Consider the following 19,460-nt stretch of genomic DNA (forward strand, 5'->3'; position numbering starts at 1 on the left):
TTCGCCTTGTTGCGAAAGCGCAACATTGCTCAAAAACAATCGAAACGCCAGTTCGATCACTCCCTCTGCCGCTTGAAACGCGCCGAATTACGACTAACGCGCAACAAAACACCCGACAGCGGAGGCTGCCGGGTGTTTGATTCGACCGAAATCTGTTTTCTTACGTCAGGTCAATTCAGCCTGCATCACGGATGCGTGACTCGGCCGTTGCCACACGCTGCGCGGCTTCCTTCAGTTCCGCAAGCCGCTCACGCTCCGCTTCAACGACTTCTTCACGCGCATTCGCAACGAATTTCTCGTTGGAAAGCTTTTTCTCGATGCGGTCCATTTCGGCGGCAATCTTGCCAGCTTCCTTGGCGAGGCGTGCGGCTTCCGCCTTCAGGTCGATCAGATTGCCAAGCGGGATGCAGATTGTCGCTTCACCCAGCAGCATCTGTGCCGAACCTTTTGGAGCCTGTGCCTCGAACGAAACATTCTCGACACGCGCAAGACGCTTGATCGCAGCATCGTGACGGGCAAAGCGGTCGATACTTGCCGCATTCGCATCCAGAACGACAACAGGAGCGATCGCCCCAGCAGGCACATTCATTTCTGCGCGAACCGAACGAATCCCGGTGACGAGATCAACCAGCCAGTTGATGTCAGCCGCTGCTTCCTCGTCCTCGAACGACAGTTCCGGCCAGGCTGCAAGCGCCAGCACCGTATCGCGCTTCTGCCCCTCGCCTGCGGTCAGGGTCCAGAGTTCCTCCGTCATGAAAGGCATGAACGGGTGCAGAAGCTTGTAGATCTGATCGAGGCAATAGGCTGCAGTAGCCTGGGCTTCAGCCTTCGCAGCTTCATCGTCGCCCATGAAGATCGGCTTCAGCAGTTCCAGATACCAATCGCAGAACTGGTTCCAGACAAAACGATAGGCAGCGCCCGCTGATTCATTGAAGCGATAGTTGTCGATGCCCTCGGTCACGGCGCGCGTGGCCTTGGTCAGTTCCGTCAGTATCCAGCGATTGACGGCAAGCCTGGCGTTTTCCGGCTTGAAACCGGCGTCGAGCTTCACGCCATTCATCTGCGCAAAGCGCGTCGCATTCCAGAGCTTGGTGCCGAAATTGCGATAGCCTGCAATACGAGCCGGATCGAGCTTAACGTCACGCCCCTGAGCGGCCATGATCGCAAGGGTGAACCGCAGCGCGTCGGCGCCGTATTCATCCATCAGCTCCAGCGGATCGATGACATTGCCCTTCGATTTCGACATCTTCGCGCCATGCTTGTCGCGAACCAGGGCATGCAGATAAACCGTGTGGAACGGGATTTCCTCCATGAAATGGAGACCCATCATCATCATGCGGGCAACCCAGAAGAACAGGATATCGAACCCGGTAACCAGAACGCTTGTTGGATAATAGGTTGCGAGTTCCGGCGTCTTGTCCGGCCAGCCGAGTGTGGAGAACGGCCACAGCGCAGACGAAAACCACGTGTCGAGAACGTCGGTATCACGCTCGAGCGCAACATCTTCGCCATAGTGGGCGCGCGCGGAGGCCTTCGCCTCTTCTTCGCTCTTTTCGACAAAGCATTTGCCGTCGGGGCCATACCAGGCTGGAATCTGGTGTCCCCACCAAAGCTGGCGCGAGACGCACCACGGCTGGATGTTTTCCATCCAGTCGAAATAGGTCTTTTCCCAGTTCTTAGGAACGATCTGCGTGGTGCCGTCGCGAACGGCCGCCATTGCAGGCTTGGCAAGTTCGGCAGCGTTCACATACCACTGGTCGGTGAGATAGGGTTCGATCGGCACGCCACCGCGGTCACCGTGCGGAACGGCGTGCGTGTGGTCCTCGATCTTTTCCAGATAGCCGCGCTCGTCCATCAATTCGACGATGCGCTTGCGAACCGCAAAGCGATCCTGCCCATCCAGCTCGTTGATGAGCGCCTTCAGTTCGGGCGTCAGCTCAAGGCCTTCCAGGAAGTCATTGTTGCCCTTGAGCGTAACTGCGGCCTCGGGCGTCAGGATATTGATGGCGCGCAGATCGTTGCGCTTGCCGACCTCAAAATCGTTGAAGTCATGCGCAGGCGTAATCTTGACCACGCCAGAACCGGCTTCCGGATCGGCATAATCGTCGGCAACGATCGGAATGTGGCGACCGACGAGCGGGAGTACCACGTCGTTTCCGACCAGAGCATGGTAACGCCCGTCCTTCGGGTTGACCGCGACAGCGGTGTCGCCCAGCATGGTTTCCGGCCGCGTCGTCGCCACGACGATGTAAGTGTGCGGGTTTTCCGGGTCGAACGGGACGTTCTCAAGCGGATAACGGAAATGCCACAGATGGCCTTTCGTCTCGCGAGACTCGACCTCAATGTCGGAAATCGCCGTCAGCAGCTTCGGGTCCCAGTTGACCAGGCGCTTGTCGCGATAGATGAGGCCCTGCTTGTAGAGCGAGACGAAAACGTCCAGAACCGCGCGCGAAAGCCCTTCATCCATGGTGAAGCGCTCGCGCGACCAGTCACACGAGGCACCAAGGCGGCGCAGCTGGTTGGAAATCATGCCGCCCGATTCAGCCTTCCACTGCCAGATGCGTTCGATGAACTTCTCGCGGCCCATGGCATGACGGTTTGGTTCCTGCCGTTCAGCCAGCTGGCGCTCGACAACCATCTGGGTTGCAATGCCTGCGTGGTCCATGCCGGGCTGCCACAGCACATTCTTGCCGCGCATGCGTTCGAAGCGAACCATGATGTCCTGGATCGTGTTGTTGAGCGCGTGGCCCATATGCAGCGATCCGGTGACGTTCGGCGGCGGAATAACCACGGCAAACGGATCGGCTCCCGGCTTCGCGCCTGCACCCGCCTTGAATGCACCCGCTTCTTCCCAGCGTTCAGCAATTTTCGGCTCTATCGCCGCGGCGTCATAGGTCTTCTCAAGCATGGAATTATCCGGTCTTTATGCGCGATGAATGAATTGAAGGCTCAATAGCAACTAACAGCTGACAAATCACTTTAAAAGTGACAGCGCCGCCGTCGGTCATTCTAAAAGTGAAAACCCGCCTGCTGCGCAGACGGGTAAGATTTCCACAACTCGGGACGGTACGCTTATCGCTCGCCGCGTACCACGCGTTCGATCTCTTCGCGCACAAGCCGCTCAACGAGCGTCGGCAAATTGTTGTCGAGCCAGTCCTGCAGCATCGGGCGCAGCAGTTCCGCAGCAATATCATCGAACGAGCGGCGCGGTTCGGCCCGGACTGCATGATTCAAATCCTGAAACGCAGCAGCTACCTGACGTTCAGCAATCTGCGACAACATATGGGCAGAAGGCTGCGGCTTTGCAACGGCTTCTGTAACCGGGGCGGCAGCCTTGGGCTGAACAGGAACTTCCTGTTCGATTTCCGCATCGGGTTCCGGTTCCAGCAAGGTATCGACCGCCTTTGCGATCTCCGCTTCAACCGAAAGGTCCATTTCTTCCAGCGAAATATCTGTTGCGGCGGGCTGTTGCGGATGTGCCAGAGCCTCGGGGTTGGAATGATCGTCATTCTCGGCGTTGAGAACAACTTCATCCTCGTCCTCGGCCTCGATTGCCGGTTCGGGCGCCGGTGACACCGGCTCGCTGATCGGGCCGCGCAATGTCGGTTCGTCCTGGAACACATTGCGCATCATTGCGGGCCTCTCCGGCTGCGCAACGGGTTGCTCGGTGACCGGACGACGAAACTCGGCAACCTCTCCGCGAACCTGAGATGCCATGGGCGCGGGCTGGCGGGTGACATCGCTGTCTTCGATGATCCTGCGGATGGACGCGAGAATCTCTTCCATCGACGGTTCACGTGCTGCGCTGGATGTCTGTGCCATGGCTAATCCGCTTTCCTGTATTGCGACATTGTCTGCAAAAGACAGAGAATCAATGGATTAAGGGTAGCGGACGATCCCCCGTTTGAGAATCCCCACGCAGGACACGTGCTCTCAAACTCACAGCTTTATGGATTTGTTAAGGATTGACGAAGCCGCAAGAATCCCGATCGCCGGCAAAATAAAAGGCACCCGAAGGTGCCTTTCAATTCTCATTCAACACAAATGATCAGCGACCGTCCGGCGTGCGCAGGCCGAACCACTTGTCCTTGACGGCGTTGTAGTGCTCTTCCGGCTTGTACTCGGCAACCTGCAGCCCCATCTGGGTGGCGGTCATGCGACCGGTCGCGCTCAGGAGCGCATAGCTGGCAACAACGACGTTACGCTCGGATTCGACCAGAGCGATCTGCGCCGTGATGAGATCGTTTTGCGCATTCAACACGTCGAGCGTGGTGCGCTGCCCCACCTTACGTTCCTCGATGACGCCATCGAGAGCAAGCTGTGCGGCAGAAATGCCGTCCCGATTTGCCTTGACCGACGCACGGGCAGCTTCAAGCTGCGACCAAGCCGAGCCTATCGCTTGACGAACCTGATCGCGAACCACGTCGACTTCGATACGCGCCTGACCAAGCTGCTCCTTGGACTGGCGGACCTGTGCCGAAGTACGGCCACCGGTATAGATCGGAATGCTCACACCAACGCCGATCGAAGCCGAATTACCGTCGGTCTGCGAACCGCCCTCACCGGCATAAGTATCGAGGCGGCTGGCGCTTGCCGTAAGCCCGACGGAAGGAAGCAGAGCGCCTTCCTTAGCCTTTACGTTATATCCGGCAGCGTTGACGGCGTACTGCGTCGCGAGGATGCCCGGATGGCCAGCAATTGCAATGGAGAAGGCCTGATCCGGAGAGGCCGGCAGATTCTTGGCAGCCGCAGCCGCTGCAAGCTTGTCCGGCTGAACGCCGATCACCTGCACGTAGGCTGCTTCTGCCGACTTGACATCCGCACGTGCAGAATTGAGCGCAGCAACCGCATTCGAGCGGCTGGCGTCTGCCTGGGCAACGTCGGTGCGCGTGCCCTCGCCCACGTCGAGGCGAGCGCGGGCTGCACGAACCTGTTCGTTCAGGGCTGCAAGGTTGCGTTCACGCAGGGCCGCGATCTGGCGAGCTCGATAGACATCCATATAGGCGGTCACCGCCTCATAGAGTCTGTTCTGCTCTTCATTGCGGAGGTTCTCGCGCTGGGCAAAGACCTGTGTCTCGGCGGCGGCGACATTGTTCTTGGTTTGAAATCCATCGAACAGCATCTGATTCAGCTCAATGCCGAATGTGCCTGTCGTACGATATCCCCGGCTTGAAGGGGTCTTGCCGCGCCCTACGTTATAAGAACCCGTAATCTGCGGGCGATAACCGGACTTGGCAATCGCCACGCCTTCATCCGTAACGCGGACGCCTGCGCGGGAGTAGTTCAGGTTAGCATTGTTCTTGTAGGCCTTGACGAGAGCGCCGGTCAACGTCTCCGAGAACGCCGCCTGCCCCGTTAAAATGGTGCCAGACAACAATGCTGCGGCCGCTACCAGTCCTTTGCACGTTTTGAACACCGGGTACCTCATTATAAGAACAAACGAATCCAACTATCGAACCGATTGGTTCGGGCAAATCCTAATAACCTCTAAATTCGGTTATTTCCATTGCCCCCGCCAGAGCTTGCACAAACAAATTCCACAGCGTTGCAGAATTGTATCATCCGCTAAAATTAAAACTCGAACTGCGGAATCCGTTCAAAGCCCGGTAGCGGACGAACCGCAGTGTTGAACACACCGCGTCCCGATGCAACACCATTTTCTTTAACGTAAATCCGCGCAACTCCCGCATTCCCGCGCCCTTCAACGGCAACGAGACGTCCGCCGTCCCTCAACTGGGCGAGAAGTGCGTCCGGGATGAAGTCGACAGCGCCCTCAATGACGATCACGTCATAAGGTGCTTCCGAAGGATAGCCTGCCTGCAGTTCGCCCGAAACGATCACAACATTGTCATAGCCCAATTCTGCGAGACGGGCAGTGGCGGCAGCCGACAATACGGAATCACTTTCGAGGCCGATGACCGAACCGGCCAGCTTGGAAAGGATGGCGGCAGAATATCCGGTGCCGCAGCCGACATCGAGAACGACGTCCGTGTTCTTGATGTTTGCGAGCTGCACCAGCTTGGCGAAAGGCGAAGGCTCCATCAGATAGCGGGGCTGCTTGCCTTCGCTTTCGAGAAGCTGGTCTTCGTCAATATAGGCAAGGACCTGCCGGGCCGCCGGAACGAACGCCTCACGCGGGACGGTCAGGAAAGCATCGATCACTGCCAGATCGGTTACGTCCGTCGTGCGGATCTGGTTGTCGACCATCTTTGTGCGAAGATCCTGGAAATCGGCTGCCATAGCCCTAAACCCTTCCTTATCGCGAAGTGCGATGTTTCATGCCATTGGAGCGCCCTGCATCCTGCCGGAGCACCATAAACGAGATTTGCCGTTGATGTGGCAAAAATCGCGGGTCCAGTCAATGAAACACAGCATTTGCGGCATTTATGCTCACTGTTACCGATAACAGCGCCGGTAGGTTTACCGGGCGCGCCCAAGGTCACTCCATATGAGTGCTACGGTGCGTCGGGACATGGAAATGCCGGAAAGCCCTCCGCTTCCCGGCATCTGTTCTCGACGCACAGCCTAGCCGGAACTGCATCATGCTTCCGGGGATGGCTCTATCTTCTGCAGCGCATTGAAACAAGCGCTGCCGAAATCACATTATTGAGCGTTTGCCGCTGGAAACCCGGCAGCAGCCAGGGCGGAGAGCACTCTATCCTGGGGAACGTTGCCGCCGAACTCGACTTCCTTCTTTTCGAGGTCGATCTCGATGGGCGCCGTCGCATCAAGTCCGCGCAAGGCGGCTGTAACACTATCGGCGCAACCGCCACATTTCATCTTGGGAATGGAAAACTTCATCAAATCAGTCACTCCTTCTAGGGATGGCCATAAGATGGAGCTTCCCATCGTGGCAAGGTCAAGGGCCTTTTTGCCATTTCGATTCAAGGCGCTTCGCAGGTCTCCGGCACGCTTTTTTCCAGTTCAAGCGGGGACTTGGTGAGCGAGCCAGTCATGATCTGCATCGGCTTGAAGGGCGGGTCCTCCTGCATGGCCGGATTTGTAAGGTGAATCGTATAGCAGCCTGTAAAGACTTCCTTCTTGCCATCCGTCGTTTCCGCTTCGATGGCCACCGGCTGGCTCCAGTAAATCTGCCCCGCCCCCGGGTCGGGATCGGTCTTCCGCAACGCCACCTTCACGCTCTTGGTGTTTTCATAACCTTTCAGGAAGGTCTTGAAGTCCGGTTCCCGTCCCTCTTCGGAATAGTAGCCATAGGCTCGCGCATATTCCTTGCGGTTGATCGCATTGTAATAGGATTCGATGAGCGCCTGTGGAGTGGAACGATCGTCGCGATAGTCTGGAACCGTCACGCCTCCGGCGGCATCCTGCGTCTGTTCGGAGGGCTTGGTTTCCTGAACTGGCTCGGGAGCATTATCGTGCTTTTCCTGGACGTTTCTCGGCGTTTCTTCAGGCGCGCCCTTCGGCGGATTCTGCGCCAGGGCGCCTCCGGCTGCAAAGCCTGCTACCCCTGCACCCAGAAGGCCGATCACGGCAGCCAGCATGAGAGGTTTCATCCGGTCATTCGACATACGCTTCTCCTCTTCCGAGCAATATTTTGCAGAGCGCTTCGGGACGCTCCCGATTTGGTGTATTGCAGTAATGATGTTACAACACTAACTATAGTGAAAACGTGGCAATCGCAGAGGAAACTCAGCCTGTTGCGACAAGACTGGACGATTCTCCGTCCATAAGCCAGCACGATACCGGAAGAGAGAAAATGGGCCGTTTCGCAGTCATGACGCTAACCGACAAAGCAGCTGATCGCGTCCGCGAGATCATCGCATCGCGGGACGGCGCCCTGGGTATCCGGGTAGGCGTGAAAAAGGGCGGCTGCGCCGGGATGGAATATACCATCGATCTCGTTACCGAAGCCAAGGCTGGCGACGATGTCATCGAAAAGGATGGTGCGAGGGTTTACATCGCGCCGGAGGCCGTTCTTTTCCTACTCGGCACCCAGATGGACTTCGAGGTGACGACCCTGCGCACGGGTTTTGTCTTCAACAATCCGAACCAGACCTCGGCTTGCGGATGCGGTGAGTCTGTTGAAATCAAAGCCGCTTCCCCGGAAAGCCTGCGCCAGATGCAGGGTGCAGCCTGACGCCAGACAAAGGTCCGCCTGCCGATGGATGACGAAGTTCTCCGCGATCTGTTGCAGGACTTTGGTCCCGTCACCATCCGCCGCATGTTCGGCGGCAAGGGCATCTATCATCAGGGCCTGATTTTTGCGCTCGTCGTTCGCGACGAGCTGCTCTTCAAGGCTGACGATGCAACCATTCCTCAATTTATTGACGCTGGCGCGACCCAATGGACCTACGAAGGACGCAAAGGCGGCGAACCTGTCGCCATGCCTTACTGGAGCGTGCCAAGTGAAGCTTTCGATGATCCGAAGTGATGACGCGCTGGGCCCGCCTCGCCTATAACGCGGCCTTGCGAAGCGAAAAAACCAAGCCCAAAAAGAAATCGGCTGCAAAGCGCTCGCTTGCAGCCGATTGAACATTCTCAGTTTTCTTCCATCAGATTCCGGTGGGAATCAGCATGAAGGCAGGGATATCGTTGCCGAAGCCAACAGGCGACGGGCCGTCATCGTCACGATCACGACGGCGCTTCTGTTCATGCTGCGGCTTGCCGCGGCGCTCGTCATTGGAAGCGCGGATCGCATCGCGGCGGTCACTGGTTTCAATGACCGGCTGGGGCTGCTCGGCAGGATCAACGATTTCCGCAGGCTTGGCCTTCGCCTTTTCCTTGCCCTTGGCGTCCTTGCCTTTGCCGCGCGCATTCTTGCCCTTGCGCTGATCGTCCGCCTCGTCGGAGGCCGGCAAGGTGGACAGATCACCGTCCAGCCATTCGATCTTTTCACCGATCATGTCTTCGATAGCAGCCAGATATTTCGTATCCGAAGGCGTCACGATGGTGAAGGCCTTGCCGGAACGGCCCGCGCGACCGGTGCGGCCGATGCGGTGAACATAGTCTTCCGAATGGATCGGAATATCAAAATTGAAAACGTGGCTCACATCAGGAATATCGAGACCACGGGCAGCCACGTCGGACGCGACCAGCAACTGCAGTTTGCCGTCCTTGAAATTGGACAGCATGGTCATGCGTGCGCGCTGATCCATGTCCCCATGCAGGGCTCCGGCGTTGAATTCATGCCGCGTCAGCGAGCGGAACAGCTCCGATACGTCCTTCTTGCGGTTGCAGAAGATAATTGCGTTCTTGAGCGTATCGCCTTCGGCGCGGATGAGATCGCGCAGCACCGCGCGCTTGTCCCAATCCTTCTTGGTGGATTTCACCAGGCGCTGGGTGACGGTCTTGGCCGTCGATGAAGCCTTTGCGACCTCGACGCGCGTGGGAGAATGCAGGAACTGTTCGGTCAGCTTGGTGATTTCAGGCGGCATGGTGGCCGAGAAGAAAAGCGTCTGACGCGTGAACGGGATGAGCTTGCAGATGCGCTCGATGTCTGGAATGAAGCCCATGTCGAGCATGCGGTCGGCTTCATCGATGACGAGAATTTCGACACCGGTCAGCAGCAGCTTGCCGCGCTCGAAATGGTCGAGCAGGCGGCCCGGCGTCGCGATGAGGACGTCAGCGCCGCGCTCCAGCTTGCGTTCCTGGTCATCGAACGAAACGCCGCCAATCAGAAGAGCCACATTCAGCCGCTGATTGATGCCGTATTTGGCGAAGTTTTCCTCGACCTGCGCGGCGAGTTCACGGGTCGGCTCAAGAATGAGCGTGCGAGGCATGCGCGCCCGCGCCCGGCCCTTTTCCAGAAGCGTCAGCATGGGAAGCACGAAAGAGGCCGTCTTTCCGGTTCCCGTCTGCGCTATGCCCAGAACATCCTTGCGTTCAAGGGCTGGAGGAATGGCTCCGGCCTGGATGGGCGTGGGCGCAGTATATCCTGCCGCTTCAACAGCGGCGAGCACTTTCGGGGAAAGACCGAGTTCGGCAAATGTCGTCAATGGAGGCGCAGCTCTCTGGTTTGGAAATGGTTTCCACCCATCCTGTCATTGCAGCCGCGTCATCGGGCGCAGGAACCAAGGCAGAATAAGGCGTCTGCAACGCAATATGCGTTTTCTTGCAGCATCGCCTACGTCTACAGCGTGCAAAAGTCAACTAAAATACCATCGAAAGATATCAAATTGCTTCAATCATGCTGCAACAATCGAAATCAACGTCGAACATGAACAAATTTATTCAAATTATCAAAAGCTAAAAAGCAATCGGCACAGCTCAGGTCGCGCGCCCTTTTCCTGCCAGAGCTAGTGCCTGAACTGTTCCGTCAGGATGCGTTCATCCCATGAATGATTGCGATCGAAAAGAATGGCGACCTGGCTGTTCGGCGCTTCCCGCACCGTGACGGAGCGAACCGATTTGACTTCATTATTATCCGCGACTGCATTGACGGGACGCTTTTCGGTTTCCAGCAGATCCATTCGAACGGTTACATGCTTAGGCAGCAGCGCCCCGCCCCACCGACGCGGGCGAAACGGGCTTACCGGGGTCAACGCCAGAAGCGGCGCCTCAAGCGGCAGGATCGGGCCTTGCGCCGAGAGATTGTAGGCGGTGGAGCCCGCTGGCGTCGCAACCATCACACCATCACAAACAAGTTCATCGAGCCGCACTTTGCCGTCTATCGTTATCCTGATCTTGGCGGCCTGATAGGACTGGCGGAACAGAGAAACTTCGTTGATCGCCAGTGCTTCGAACGATTGTCCGGATTCCGTTTCTGCGACCATGACAAGCGGGCGAATGGTTTCCATCTGAGCGGCCAGAATACGGGCTGGCAGATCATCCACGCTGAACTCGTTCATGAGAAAGCCGACCGACCCGCGATTCATGCCATAGATCGGCGTGCCGCTGCTCATGAAGTCGCGCAGGGCCTGCAACATGGTTCCATCACCGCCAAGCGCGACAATGATGTCGGCATCTTCCGCTGCCACATGACCGTAGCGAGCCACCAGGTCCTTTTGTGCCAGCAGTGATTCTTCGGTTCCTGATGACAGAAAATGCAGCGCGAGCGATTTATCTTCCATGTTTACAGTCCCGAATCCGGCCCAACTCTGACAAGTTTGCCACTGTTTTCCCAACCCGCTATTGGCTATCACATGAAAAACCCGGTTGCCATGACCTGCTTGCGACGAATTTTCGTTTTACAGTCGCTGCATTTGTGCTAATCGGGCGCAAGTGCCCTTATAGCTCAGTTGGTAGAGCACCTGATTTGTAATCAGGGGGTCGGGAGTTCGAGTCTCTCTGGGGGCACCACTTTATCCCTTTAAAATCATTGGAAGCTCTTGCGCTGTAAGGCTTTTCCCCCATATTGACGTCACAAATCACGTCATAAAATGGGTGTGGGAATGGCAGGCAAAGTCAGACATTTCAAGGAACGCAACGGGCGCTATTCGGCCGCGTTCGCATCAAGATAATCATACCTTCCACGGACAAGAATTTAGTGCACTGGATGCGCTGGCGCGGCAAACACTCAGGCGATAGCAACCTCCTTGATCTTGCAAGGTGTGGATGCAAACTGGGCGTCGTCTCGAACATGGTATCTTTACCTTGGCGTGATTACGCCAGATAGGTTTGCAGCTGTTGAGATATATGGCGCACCCCACAACGAATTGAAGGTGGCAGTATAATGGCCCTCAACCCTACCCTCCGCCGGTTGATCGCCGACGCGCAAGCCAAGTATGCAGATCGTCCCACATGCGACGCCGATGACGACCGCGAATCCCTCTCGAACTTCATTGGAAACACGCTCGAACGCATCCACGCCACACCCGGCACGGAACTGGTAGATTATCAGCAGGAAGCGAAAAACCTGCTGGAACAGGTGGAAGCTTGGACTATTGCGCGTCATCCGGACGGCAGTTTGATACTTGCTGGTCCTGCTGACGATGTGAAGCGACTATTTTGATTGGCGTATTAAAATAACGTGGTATGAAGCCCGCCCGTGCTTTTAATCGGGCGGGCTTCTAGTTTATTCATTACTCATCTTTGAGCGGTTAGGAAAAACCCGCCGCAACGCAAATGCAAGCAGAACAGGGGCGAGAGCAACAACAAGCGGATGTGAGGAATACTGAAAGACCTCATCCCACAACAGTTCGAATGTATCCATGGATAACCTCAACGGATAGCTTAAGACGGATTATGAGAAAGTTCCTCGGCAGATCTCCTGCTCACCGAAAGCCCCCTTTCTTAAACCCATTAGGCGAGAGAAAAGGGCCTACAGCTTACAGTTGCGGGGCCAGCTACAGCTCTAGCCCATACATGGGCGTCACCGCATTCCCGTCTTAGCTACAATTCTTGCGAATCGGCATAACCTAGAACAGATTTTATATTTATGCATTGCGTTGATGTCGTCAATAGTTACTTGTAAGCGAGTTAACGACAAAGGGTAGCGAGAGTTTAATTCTAGAGGCCAACGGTAAGCGCACGGCTTTAATGCAATAAGAAGTCGCCAAAAAGTTTAGCGACTTCCTAAAGTTCAATCAGGCAACTGACACGTCTTCGGGATGTTGAAAGACTGGCGCTTCACCCATCAAGCGAAGGGCTGCCTCATTTAGTAGCGATATCCGTTGCTGCAAGAACGAAGGATAGTCGAGTTCCTCAAATCGATCTGGGCAAAGAGCCTCTTTTATATAGGTAGAAATATTATCGTTTCGGAACTCGTTGATGTATTGTGCTGGAGACTTATCCCGAATAGCGTTGTTGTCGGATCGCGTCAGGAAGCATATGTTAGCTAGAACATTTATGTGAGAAGTATTTTCGCCTTCTCTCTCCAAGTGTTTCCTGGGAAAGATGTGGTGATATTCGTGTTTGCTAGCTTTCTTAAGGATTTTAGACGTATCAATTTTAGCTCCGCTCACGAAAGAGTGAGGCTTCATTGAGTTTAATAGCAGAATAAGCGTTTTAGAATTAGCATTCCCTGCCGAAAAATTTCCCATGAAGAAAACCGAATTTTCCGCTTTAGGCATACGGAAGTCATGATTTTCATCCACTTTTAGTTTTCGGAACTCAATAATGTCGTGAGCTTGTCGCTCGTTCACGTCTGACGAAAACCTTCGGGTGAAAAGAGACCGCCAAAACCATTGGGTGATTATTCGCTTCTGCTTATCAGAATAAGCATGCCCCTCCGGTTTTTCTGTCGCAAAGAAAACACTCAACGGAACCATAATCGCGGGAAATGGGAGCAGTTTATATTGTTGAACGTCTAGTTCCCTCTTCAAAAAATCAATAGCGCCTACAATGCCTCGTTCGATCTCCGAAAATCTTTGCCTGATTTCTTCGCCCCGTAGTCCGATGATATCTTTCGGTGTTGTTCTGCCAAGTATAACTCCCGAACAAATCTTAAGTTGTAAATCTTGATCGTTGCAGAGATCTTCATATCCATGTTCAGCAATTTGGTCTTGCAAAGTGTCAAATTTCTCTACAAGGTCAAAATCATCGGACCAACTCCATGCTGTTAGCAGCTCAAAAATTTCGAGTTGGGTTCCCGCTCGGTTGATACGTTCGAAAACTATCGCGACCTTGTTGCGGTCACCAGATTCAAACGTTTCGTTGGGGATCAAATATTCTTTAAATCTATCTTGTAGATTTACAACCTTGTCGAGCTTTTCTTTGGGTAAATTTAACGTTGAATCTCTATAGGCGCTTGCGTCAAATAACGTTTTAACTGGAAAATGTCGATTGACATCAGCCTCAGAACTTTTCATGCAGATAAAAAGGGATTCCTGTATGTCTTCATGCGCCTCCATGTCATAGTATACATCGACAAAATCATCGTTGTCTGGAGTAAGATCTGTTTGGAATACGCTAAATAAACTTGTAATTCTTTGTTGACCGTCTAAAACATAATTTACGGGATAGTCCTTTTGTGGTTCCGGGAGTGTAAACGAACCAAGTTTTTTCTCTGTATTTAACCTATTGTCTGTCTTCCAAAGAATTATTGTTCCTATTGGAAATCCTTTGTAGATACTGTCAAGCAAAAACGCAACCTGATCTGCTTCCCACACGTATTCGCGCTGGAACGCTGGTATTCGGATATCCCCAATCGAAATTCGATTGATCAGTTTACGAATTGTAAGTGGCTCGCCCATAATTCACCCCCAAAAAAGTAAGTTAGTATCTGGGAGCCGATTCCACGTGCGATAGTCAACCGAATATTTCTTCCCTCCATATGATACTCAGCTTAAACTTCAGACGTCACAAAATTTAGTCCGTCACAACGTCACAAAATGCTTTTTTTAGCGCACACTAATAATATATTTATTTCAATAAATTATAAGGTATCATTAAATGAAAATGACAATTCGAGTCTCCCTGGGGGTACCAACATATCCTCATAATCGGAAGATTGTGCTTTTGTTACAATGACATAAGCTGGCAATAACACCTCCCAATTAGATCTTCACCTTAATCATTACTGCGCGCCGCAAGGCGGAGTGTTGATTGTGGAACATCCTCCACAGCTGGCCACATTTTTGATTTCTGGATTCGAGTGCGCCTTCGCTTCGAGCTTGATTACTGCCGGATACACAAGGCCTCCGCGTAGGATTTCCGCGCAATTTCGCTTACTTGACATTGCCCAACTTTAACCACAGTAATACTGCATACTTCTTTATTATATTTCTATTCTCTAAAGTATTTAAATACACCTATAATAGAGATTTATAAATGGAAAAAGTTAGCATCATTATTGCGACCATTACGCGTAATAGACCCAAAATGATTGCAAATCTTTATTTGTCTTTATGCGATATGGACTTTCCGGATTCTTTGAAAATAGAATTTCTGGTTATCGAAAATAATACGGTCAGCACCTTGGATGGCTGGCTTGCCGAAATGAGGCCGAAAATTTACCCATACCCGGTGCTTTATTTGCTCGAAACAAGCATCGGCATTTCGTCTGCACGTAATCGCGCCCTTGAATTTGCTGAACAGGCGGGAGCGGATTTTCTTGTTTTTGTAGACGATGACGAGACTGTCGCAACCGACTGGCTGAAGCAACTGCTGGCCGAGCAGCAGCGCATGGATCTCGATATCCTTGGCTCCCCGGTACGGCCAAGGCCGTTCAATCCGCAACTGAATATCTGGCAAAACCTGATCTGGTCCGGCGTTGAGAAGAACAGCGTCAAAGCTGAACTGCGTGCGCGTCAGAAGTGGCAGGAAAACAAGGCCGACGCCATCAAGGTTGCAACTGGCAGCTGGATGGGAAGGCTCGATTTCTTTCGAAGAACCGGGTTACGGTTTGATTCGCAATTGGGTCTGACGGGCGGAGAAGACTGGAACCTGTGGCTTAAAGCCAAAAAACTTGGCGCCAGGACCGGCTGGGCGCCCGACGCGATTGTCTATGAAACCGTCCCCTGCTGCAGGATAAGCTTTTCTTACCATTTCCGCCGGAACCGGGACCATAATGCGAGTGAATTCGCACTCCAATACAGAGTGAACCGCTGGCGGGCAATACAGCAGTTCCCAGCCAGGTTTCTTAGCCGATTATGGAAACTGCTGAGCGCAACCTTTACCCTGCCCTTCAAGGGGGGACAGGGACTGGTTTCATTCGCTATGGCATTGGGGGGCGTTGCCGGGCTGCTTCAGGCGTGCTGGGGCAAGCAATCCCTGCATTATTCGAAGACAACTGGCTTTTGAAAGCGTTCCTCCCGGAGCCGGCTCTCGACTTCGGGAGGAAGAGAGACTGATTTCAGTACCAGCCGACGGCTACCTGAGCCTCTTCGGACATACGGTCCGCGGTCCATGGCGGATCGAACGTCATGGTGACTTCCACCATTGACACACCTTCGACCGCGCCGACGGCATTCTCGACCCAGCCCGGCATCTCGCCCGCCACAGGGCAGCCGGGAGCCGTCAGCGTCATCTCGATCTTCACGGTGCGATCATCTTCGATGTCGATCTTGTAGACGAGGCCCAGCTCGTAGATATCGGCTGGAATCTCCGGATCATAGACCGTTTTCAAGGCCGCAATGATGTCGTCCGTCATGCGCAGGAGTTCTTCCTGCGGGATGGCGGAGGCAGAAAAGGCGGTTCGATCCTCAGTTTTCTGTTCCATGTCGGTCATCCGAAAAACTTCCTTGCCTTTTCCAAGGCTTCCGCCAATGCATCCACTTCAGCGCGGGTATTGTACAGGGCGAAGGATGCACGGCATGTAGATGTAACGCCGAAGCGTTTCAAGAGCGGCTGCGCGCAATGCGTTCCTGCACGCACCGCGACCCCTGCCCGGTCGATCACCATCGACACGTCATGCGCATGAATTCCTTCAAGCGCAAACGAGATGATGGCTCCCTTGCCCGGCGCATTGCCAAAAATGCGCAAGCTGTTGATGCGTCCAAGCTGTTCGTGAGCGTAATCACGCAAGTCCTCCTCGTGAGCGAGGATCGCGTGACGGCCGATCTTTTCCATATATTCAAGTGCTGCACCAAGACCGATAGCCTGAACTATCGGAGGCGTGCCTGCCTCGAAACGGTGCGGCGGATGATTATAGGTGACGTATTCTTCCGTCACCTCTTCGATCATTTCACCGCCGCCCTGGAAAGGACGCATCTTCTCGAGCATTTCCGAACGGCCATAGAGCACACCGATGCCGGATGGGCCGTAAACCTTGTGGCCGGTAAAGACATACCAATCGCAGCCGAGATCCTGCACATCGACAGGAAGGTGCACAGCGCCCTGGCTTCCATCGACCAGAACGGGAATACCGCGCGCATGGGCGAGTTCCACGATTTGTCTGATCGGCGTAACTGTTCCAAGCGCATTCGACATATGCGTGATCGCGACCAGCCTGGTGCGTTCCGTCAGGCGCTTCTCGAACTCTTCGATGTGGAAGGTGCCTTCGTCGTCCACCGGCGCGAATACGAGCTTCGCCCCCTGTCTTTCGCGAATGAAATGCCACGGAACGATATTGGAGTGATGCTCCATGATCGACAGCAGAATTTCATCACCCTCGCCGATATTCGGCATGCCATAGCCATAGGCGACCGTGTTGATCGCCTCGGTCGCGTTTTTCGTGAAGACGATTTCGTCAACCGAACCGGCGTTCAGGAAGCGGCGCACCGTCTCACGCGATTTTTCATAGGCATCGGTTGCCGCATTCGACAAAAAATGCAGCCCGCGATGAACATTGGCATATTCGTTGGAATAAGCGTGAGCAACCGCGTCGATGACGCTCTGCGGTTTCTGCGCCGATGCGCCATTGTCGAGATAGACGAGCGGCTTGCCGTGCACTTCGCGCGAAAGGATCGGAAAATCCCGGCGGATCGCTTCGACGTCATAGCGCGCTAAAAGCGGATTCTTATGGTCCATGATCGTTCCTCTTGCCGTTTCGGCAGGAAAAGGCGGAGCGCATATTCACACGCTCCGCCTCAATCAATCAGGCATGGCTGGCGAGCCAGTTGGACAGCACTTCTTCCAGTGCCTCAACCAGCGTTTCGTCTTCCAGCTCTTCGATAATCTCGGCAATGAAAGCCTTGATCAGCAGGCCACGAGCCTCGTTTTCCGGAATGCCTCGGGCCATCAAGTAAAACAGATAGTCCTTCGACAATTCGGTAACCGTCGCACCATGGCCACAGGCCACGTCATCGGCAAAGATTTCGAGTTCCGGCTTGGCATCGAACTCGCCTTCGTCCGACAGCAGCAGCGTGTTGCAGGCCATGCGGGCGTCGGTCTTCTGGGCGATCTGCGCAACGCGGATCATCCCCTGGAAGACGCCGCGCGCGCGGTCCTTGACCACATTGCGGACGATCTCGGTCGAACGGGTGTTCTCCACCAGATGGCCGACCGTCATGGTCACGTCGGTATGGCTGTCATCGGCCAGCAGGTTGAGGCCGCGAAGTTCGAAGTCGGAATCTTCTCCGGCCACGTTGACGTGCACTTCCTGACGCACGAGCTTACCGCCCGCATTGATGATGTAAAGCGTCAGGCGGGAACCCTTGCCCATGGTCGCATTGAACTGCGAGAGCTGCGTTGCCTGACCGAAATCTCGCAGGATAACCCAGAGAATTTCAGCGCCATCGCCAACGGTTACATGGTTGACAGAAGTGGAGAAGGCATCGCCCTCACCGCCATTCTGGCGTTCCACGATCGTGGCCTTGACATTGGCACCAATGCGAACCGGGAAACGTGTGTGTCCCTGGCCGGCCTTCTGGATATTCTGGAGTTCCAGCGGAGCTTCCAGTTCGGTGCCATCGGCAATCGAAACCATCCAGCCATCACTGACATAGGCAGCGTTGATCTGGCCAATCGTATCGTCGAAACCCCGTGACCGGAGCTGGGTGACGAGCGAGCCGTCAGCCAGGGCTTCGCGGACCGGCGTCAGCGACACGCCTTGGGGTGCATTCGCAGCAAGAGCAACGCCATTGCTCGCAGCGACAATCGATGAACCGGCAATGAGCGCGGGCAATGCCTGCGTTCCCGCTGAGGTGTCGAATGGGGCCACGCCTTTCAGAAGCGTACGGAAATCCGTGTAGTGCCAGCTTTCAACGCGACGGGACGGAATGCCGTTTTCCTTGAGCGATTCAAGGGCCGCATCACGTGCAACGACAACGTCGCCATTGCCCGGCAGGTCGCCCATGCGGTCGGCAAAGCTGTCGATCAGCGCAGTTTCAGCCGGCGTTCGCGGCTTGGCAGCCGGGGCGGTCTGGATATTCATGATCCATCCCTCCTCAGGCAGCTTCGCCGATTACGTCGGCATAACCATTTTCTTCAAGATGCAACGCAAGGCTCTTGTCCCCGGACTTGATGACCTGGCCCTTGTACAGAACGTGCACGCTGTCCGGAACGATATGCTCGAGCAGGCGCTGATAGTGCGTAATGACGACCACGGCGCGATCTGGCGAACGCAGCGCGTTCACGCCTTCCGAAACGATCTTCAGCGCATCGATGTCGAGACCGGAATCGGTTTCGTCGAGGACGCAAAGACTTGGCTCCAGAAGCTGCATCTGCAGAATTTCAGCGCGCTTCTTTTCGCCGCCCGAGAAGCCGACGTTAAGCGGGCGCTTGAGCATGTTCATGTCGATGTTGAGGCCGCCAGCGGCGTCCTTCACGCGCTTGATGAATTCAGGAATCTTCAGTTCCGGCTCGCCACGCGCCTTGCGCTGGCTGTTCATCGCAACCTTCAGGAATTCCATCGTGGCGACGCCCGGAATTTCCATCGGGTACTGGAAAGCCAGGAAGATGCCCTTGGCAGCGCGTTCGGCCGGGTCGAGTTCGAGGATCGACTCGCCGTTATAGAGAATGTCGCCTTCCGTCACTTCATAGTCCTCGCGACCGGCGAGGATATAGGAAAGCGTGGACTTGCCCGAACCGTTCGGCCCCATGATTGCAGCAACTTCACCCTTGTTCACGGTGAGGTTCAGGCCACGGATGATCTCTGTATCCGTGTCGGCGATCTTTGCATGGAGGTTCTTGATCTCAAGCATGAATGTAAACCTTGTTCTAATGCCAGGAAAAGGCTG

16 protein-coding genes, 1 tRNA gene, 1 pseudogene and 1 riboswitch are annotated in these 19,460 nt (G+C 54.8%); of the genes and pseudogenes, 5 read left to right on the plus strand and 13 right to left on the minus strand.

Features of this window, described 5'->3' with window-relative positions:
- Positions 1–175 precede the first annotated feature (175 nt).
- From JNC63_RS04600 to JNC63_RS04625, 6 genes are all read right to left on the minus strand, one after another.
- A complete protein-coding gene (locus JNC63_RS04600) occupies positions 176–2,908 on the minus strand; it encodes a valine--tRNA ligase (RefSeq protein ID WP_025091449.1) in 2,733 nt (910 codons plus the stop codon).
- A gap of 164 nt (positions 2,909–3,072) precedes the next feature.
- Positions 3,073–3,822, minus strand: coding sequence for a PopZ family protein (locus JNC63_RS04605; RefSeq protein ID WP_025091448.1), 750 nt, complete (start codon positions 3,820–3,822; stop codon positions 3,073–3,075).
- Positions 3,823–4,048: 226 nt separating this feature from the next.
- The gene (locus tag JNC63_RS04610; RefSeq protein WP_043716433.1) at positions 4,049–5,428 is read right to left on the minus strand and encodes a TolC family outer membrane protein; all 1,380 of its coding nucleotides are present in this window, start codon (positions 5,426–5,428) and stop codon (positions 4,049–4,051) included.
- Positions 5,429–5,571: 143 nt separating this feature from the next.
- Positions 5,572–6,240, minus strand: coding sequence for a protein-L-isoaspartate O-methyltransferase family protein (locus JNC63_RS04615; protein WP_025091446.1), 669 nt, complete (start codon positions 6,238–6,240; stop codon positions 5,572–5,574).
- 363 nt (positions 6,241–6,603) lie between these two features.
- Positions 6,604–6,804 (minus strand): heavy-metal-associated domain-containing protein, encoded by a 201-nt coding sequence (locus tag JNC63_RS04620; protein ID WP_006472152.1) that lies wholly within the window; start codon positions 6,802–6,804, stop codon positions 6,604–6,606.
- An 80-nt stretch (positions 6,805–6,884) separates the two neighbouring features.
- A complete protein-coding gene (locus JNC63_RS04625; protein ID WP_025091445.1) occupies positions 6,885–7,529 on the minus strand; it encodes a hypothetical protein in 645 nt (214 codons plus the stop codon).
- Between the two features lie 188 nt (positions 7,530–7,717).
- On the opposite strand from JNC63_RS04625, the gene sufA reads away from it, so the two are divergent.
- On the plus strand, positions 7,718–8,098 hold the full coding sequence (gene sufA, locus JNC63_RS04630; RefSeq protein ID WP_006472150.1) for a Fe-S cluster assembly scaffold SufA: 381 nt from the start codon (positions 7,718–7,720) through the stop codon (positions 8,096–8,098).
- 24 nt (positions 8,099–8,122) lie between these two features.
- Positions 8,123–8,493, plus strand: a pseudogene (locus tag JNC63_RS04635) (TfoX/Sxy family protein).
- A 20-nt stretch (positions 8,494–8,513) separates the two neighbouring features.
- Here the strand turns inward: JNC63_RS04635 and JNC63_RS04640 are convergent.
- The gene (locus JNC63_RS04640; protein ID WP_063882591.1) at positions 8,514–9,956 is read right to left on the minus strand and encodes a DEAD/DEAH box helicase; all 1,443 of its coding nucleotides are present in this window, start codon (positions 9,954–9,956) and stop codon (positions 8,514–8,516) included.
- Positions 9,957–10,256: 300 nt separating this feature from the next.
- Entirely contained in the window at positions 10,257–11,030 is a 774-nt protein-coding gene (locus JNC63_RS04645) for an NAD kinase (RefSeq protein ID WP_021585095.1), read from the minus strand.
- Positions 11,031–11,183: 153 nt separating this feature from the next.
- Between JNC63_RS04645 and JNC63_RS04650 the strand changes: the two genes are divergently transcribed.
- Positions 11,184–11,259, plus strand: a tRNA-Thr gene (locus tag JNC63_RS04650).
- Positions 11,260–11,632: 373 nt separating this feature from the next.
- On the plus strand, positions 11,633–11,911 hold the full coding sequence (locus tag JNC63_RS04655; protein WP_063882595.1) for a hypothetical protein: 279 nt from the start codon (positions 11,633–11,635) through the stop codon (positions 11,909–11,911).
- A 231-nt stretch (positions 11,912–12,142) separates the two neighbouring features.
- A riboswitch (cobalamin riboswitch) is annotated at positions 12,143–12,336 on the minus strand.
- A 149-nt stretch (positions 12,337–12,485) separates the two neighbouring features.
- Here the strand turns inward: JNC63_RS04655 and JNC63_RS04660 are convergent.
- Complete coding sequence (locus tag JNC63_RS04660; protein WP_063882597.1) at positions 12,486–14,093, minus strand: GmrSD restriction endonuclease domain-containing protein; 1,608 nt, start codon at positions 14,091–14,093, stop codon at positions 12,486–12,488.
- A gap of 577 nt (positions 14,094–14,670) precedes the next feature.
- On the opposite strand from JNC63_RS04660, the gene JNC63_RS04665 reads away from it, so the two are divergent.
- Entirely contained in the window at positions 14,671–15,642 is a 972-nt protein-coding gene (locus JNC63_RS04665; protein ID WP_063882599.1) for a glycosyltransferase family 2 protein, read from the plus strand.
- Positions 15,643–15,694: 52 nt separating this feature from the next.
- On the opposite strand, the gene JNC63_RS04670 is transcribed toward JNC63_RS04665, so the two are convergent.
- The 4 genes from JNC63_RS04670 to sufC form a co-directional block, all read right to left on the minus strand.
- Entirely contained in the window at positions 15,695–16,069 is a 375-nt protein-coding gene (locus tag JNC63_RS04670; protein ID WP_006466712.1) for an SUF system Fe-S cluster assembly protein, read from the minus strand.
- Positions 16,066–17,310 carry a cysteine desulfurase gene (locus JNC63_RS04675; RefSeq protein WP_063882601.1) on the minus strand — a complete coding sequence of 415 codons (1,245 nt, stop codon included), beginning with the start codon at positions 17,308–17,310 and terminating at the stop codon, positions 16,066–16,068. Before JNC63_RS04675 ends, JNC63_RS04670 begins: the two co-directional genes overlap by 4 nt.
- Positions 17,311–17,377: 67 nt before the next feature.
- Positions 17,378–18,655: a Fe-S cluster assembly protein SufD gene (gene sufD / locus JNC63_RS04680; RefSeq protein ID WP_006466710.1), complete on the minus strand. Its 1,278-nt coding sequence runs from the start codon at positions 18,653–18,655 to the stop codon at positions 17,378–17,380.
- Between the two features lie 13 nt (positions 18,656–18,668).
- Positions 18,669–19,424: a Fe-S cluster assembly ATPase SufC gene (gene sufC, locus JNC63_RS04685; RefSeq protein ID WP_006466709.1), complete on the minus strand. Its 756-nt coding sequence runs from the start codon at positions 19,422–19,424 to the stop codon at positions 18,669–18,671.
- Positions 19,425–19,460: the final 36 nt, after the last annotated feature.

This window comes from Brucella ciceri (assembly GCF_041930145.1).
Classification (GTDB): Bacteria; Pseudomonadota; Alphaproteobacteria; order Rhizobiales; family Rhizobiaceae; genus Brucella; species Brucella intermedia.

Bases quoted from the DNA above. Each gene is read 5' to 3' on its own strand.
- JNC63_RS04615 (WP_025091446.1), bottom strand. From the start codon at position 6,240: ATGGCAGCCGATTTCCAGGATCTTCGCACAAAGATGGTCGACAACCAG.
- JNC63_RS04675 (WP_063882601.1), bottom strand. From the start codon at position 17,310: ATGGACCATAAGAATCCGCTTTTAGCGCGCTATGACGTCGAAGCGATC.
- JNC63_RS04610 (WP_043716433.1), bottom strand. From the start codon at position 5,428: ATGAGGTACCCGGTGTTCAAAACGTGCAAAGGACTGGTAGCGGCCGCA.
- sufC (WP_006466709.1), bottom strand. From the start codon at position 19,424: ATGCTTGAGATCAAGAACCTCCATGCAAAGATCGCCGACACGGATACA.
- JNC63_RS04665 (WP_063882599.1), top strand. From the start codon at position 14,671: ATGGAAAAAGTTAGCATCATTATTGCGACCATTACGCGTAATAGACCC.
- sufD (WP_006466710.1), bottom strand. From the start codon at position 18,655: ATGAATATCCAGACCGCCCCGGCTGCCAAGCCGCGAACGCCGGCTGAA.
- JNC63_RS04660 (WP_063882597.1), bottom strand. From the start codon at position 14,093: ATGGGCGAGCCACTTACAATTCGTAAACTGATCAATCGAATTTCGATT.
- JNC63_RS04600 (WP_025091449.1), bottom strand. From the start codon at position 2,908: ATGCTTGAGAAGACCTATGACGCCGCGGCGATAGAGCCGAAAATTGCT.
- JNC63_RS04645 (WP_021585095.1), bottom strand. From the start codon at position 11,030: ATGGAAGATAAATCGCTCGCGCTGCATTTTCTGTCATCAGGAACCGAA.
- JNC63_RS04605 (WP_025091448.1), bottom strand. From the start codon at position 3,822: ATGGCACAGACATCCAGCGCAGCACGTGAACCGTCGATGGAAGAGATT.
- JNC63_RS04625 (WP_025091445.1), bottom strand. From the start codon at position 7,529: ATGTCGAATGACCGGATGAAACCTCTCATGCTGGCTGCCGTGATCGGC.
- JNC63_RS04655 (WP_063882595.1), top strand. From the start codon at position 11,633: ATGGCCCTCAACCCTACCCTCCGCCGGTTGATCGCCGACGCGCAAGCC.
- sufA (WP_006472150.1), top strand. From the start codon at position 7,718: ATGGGCCGTTTCGCAGTCATGACGCTAACCGACAAAGCAGCTGATCGC.
- JNC63_RS04670 (WP_006466712.1), bottom strand. From the start codon at position 16,069: ATGACCGACATGGAACAGAAAACTGAGGATCGAACCGCCTTTTCTGCC.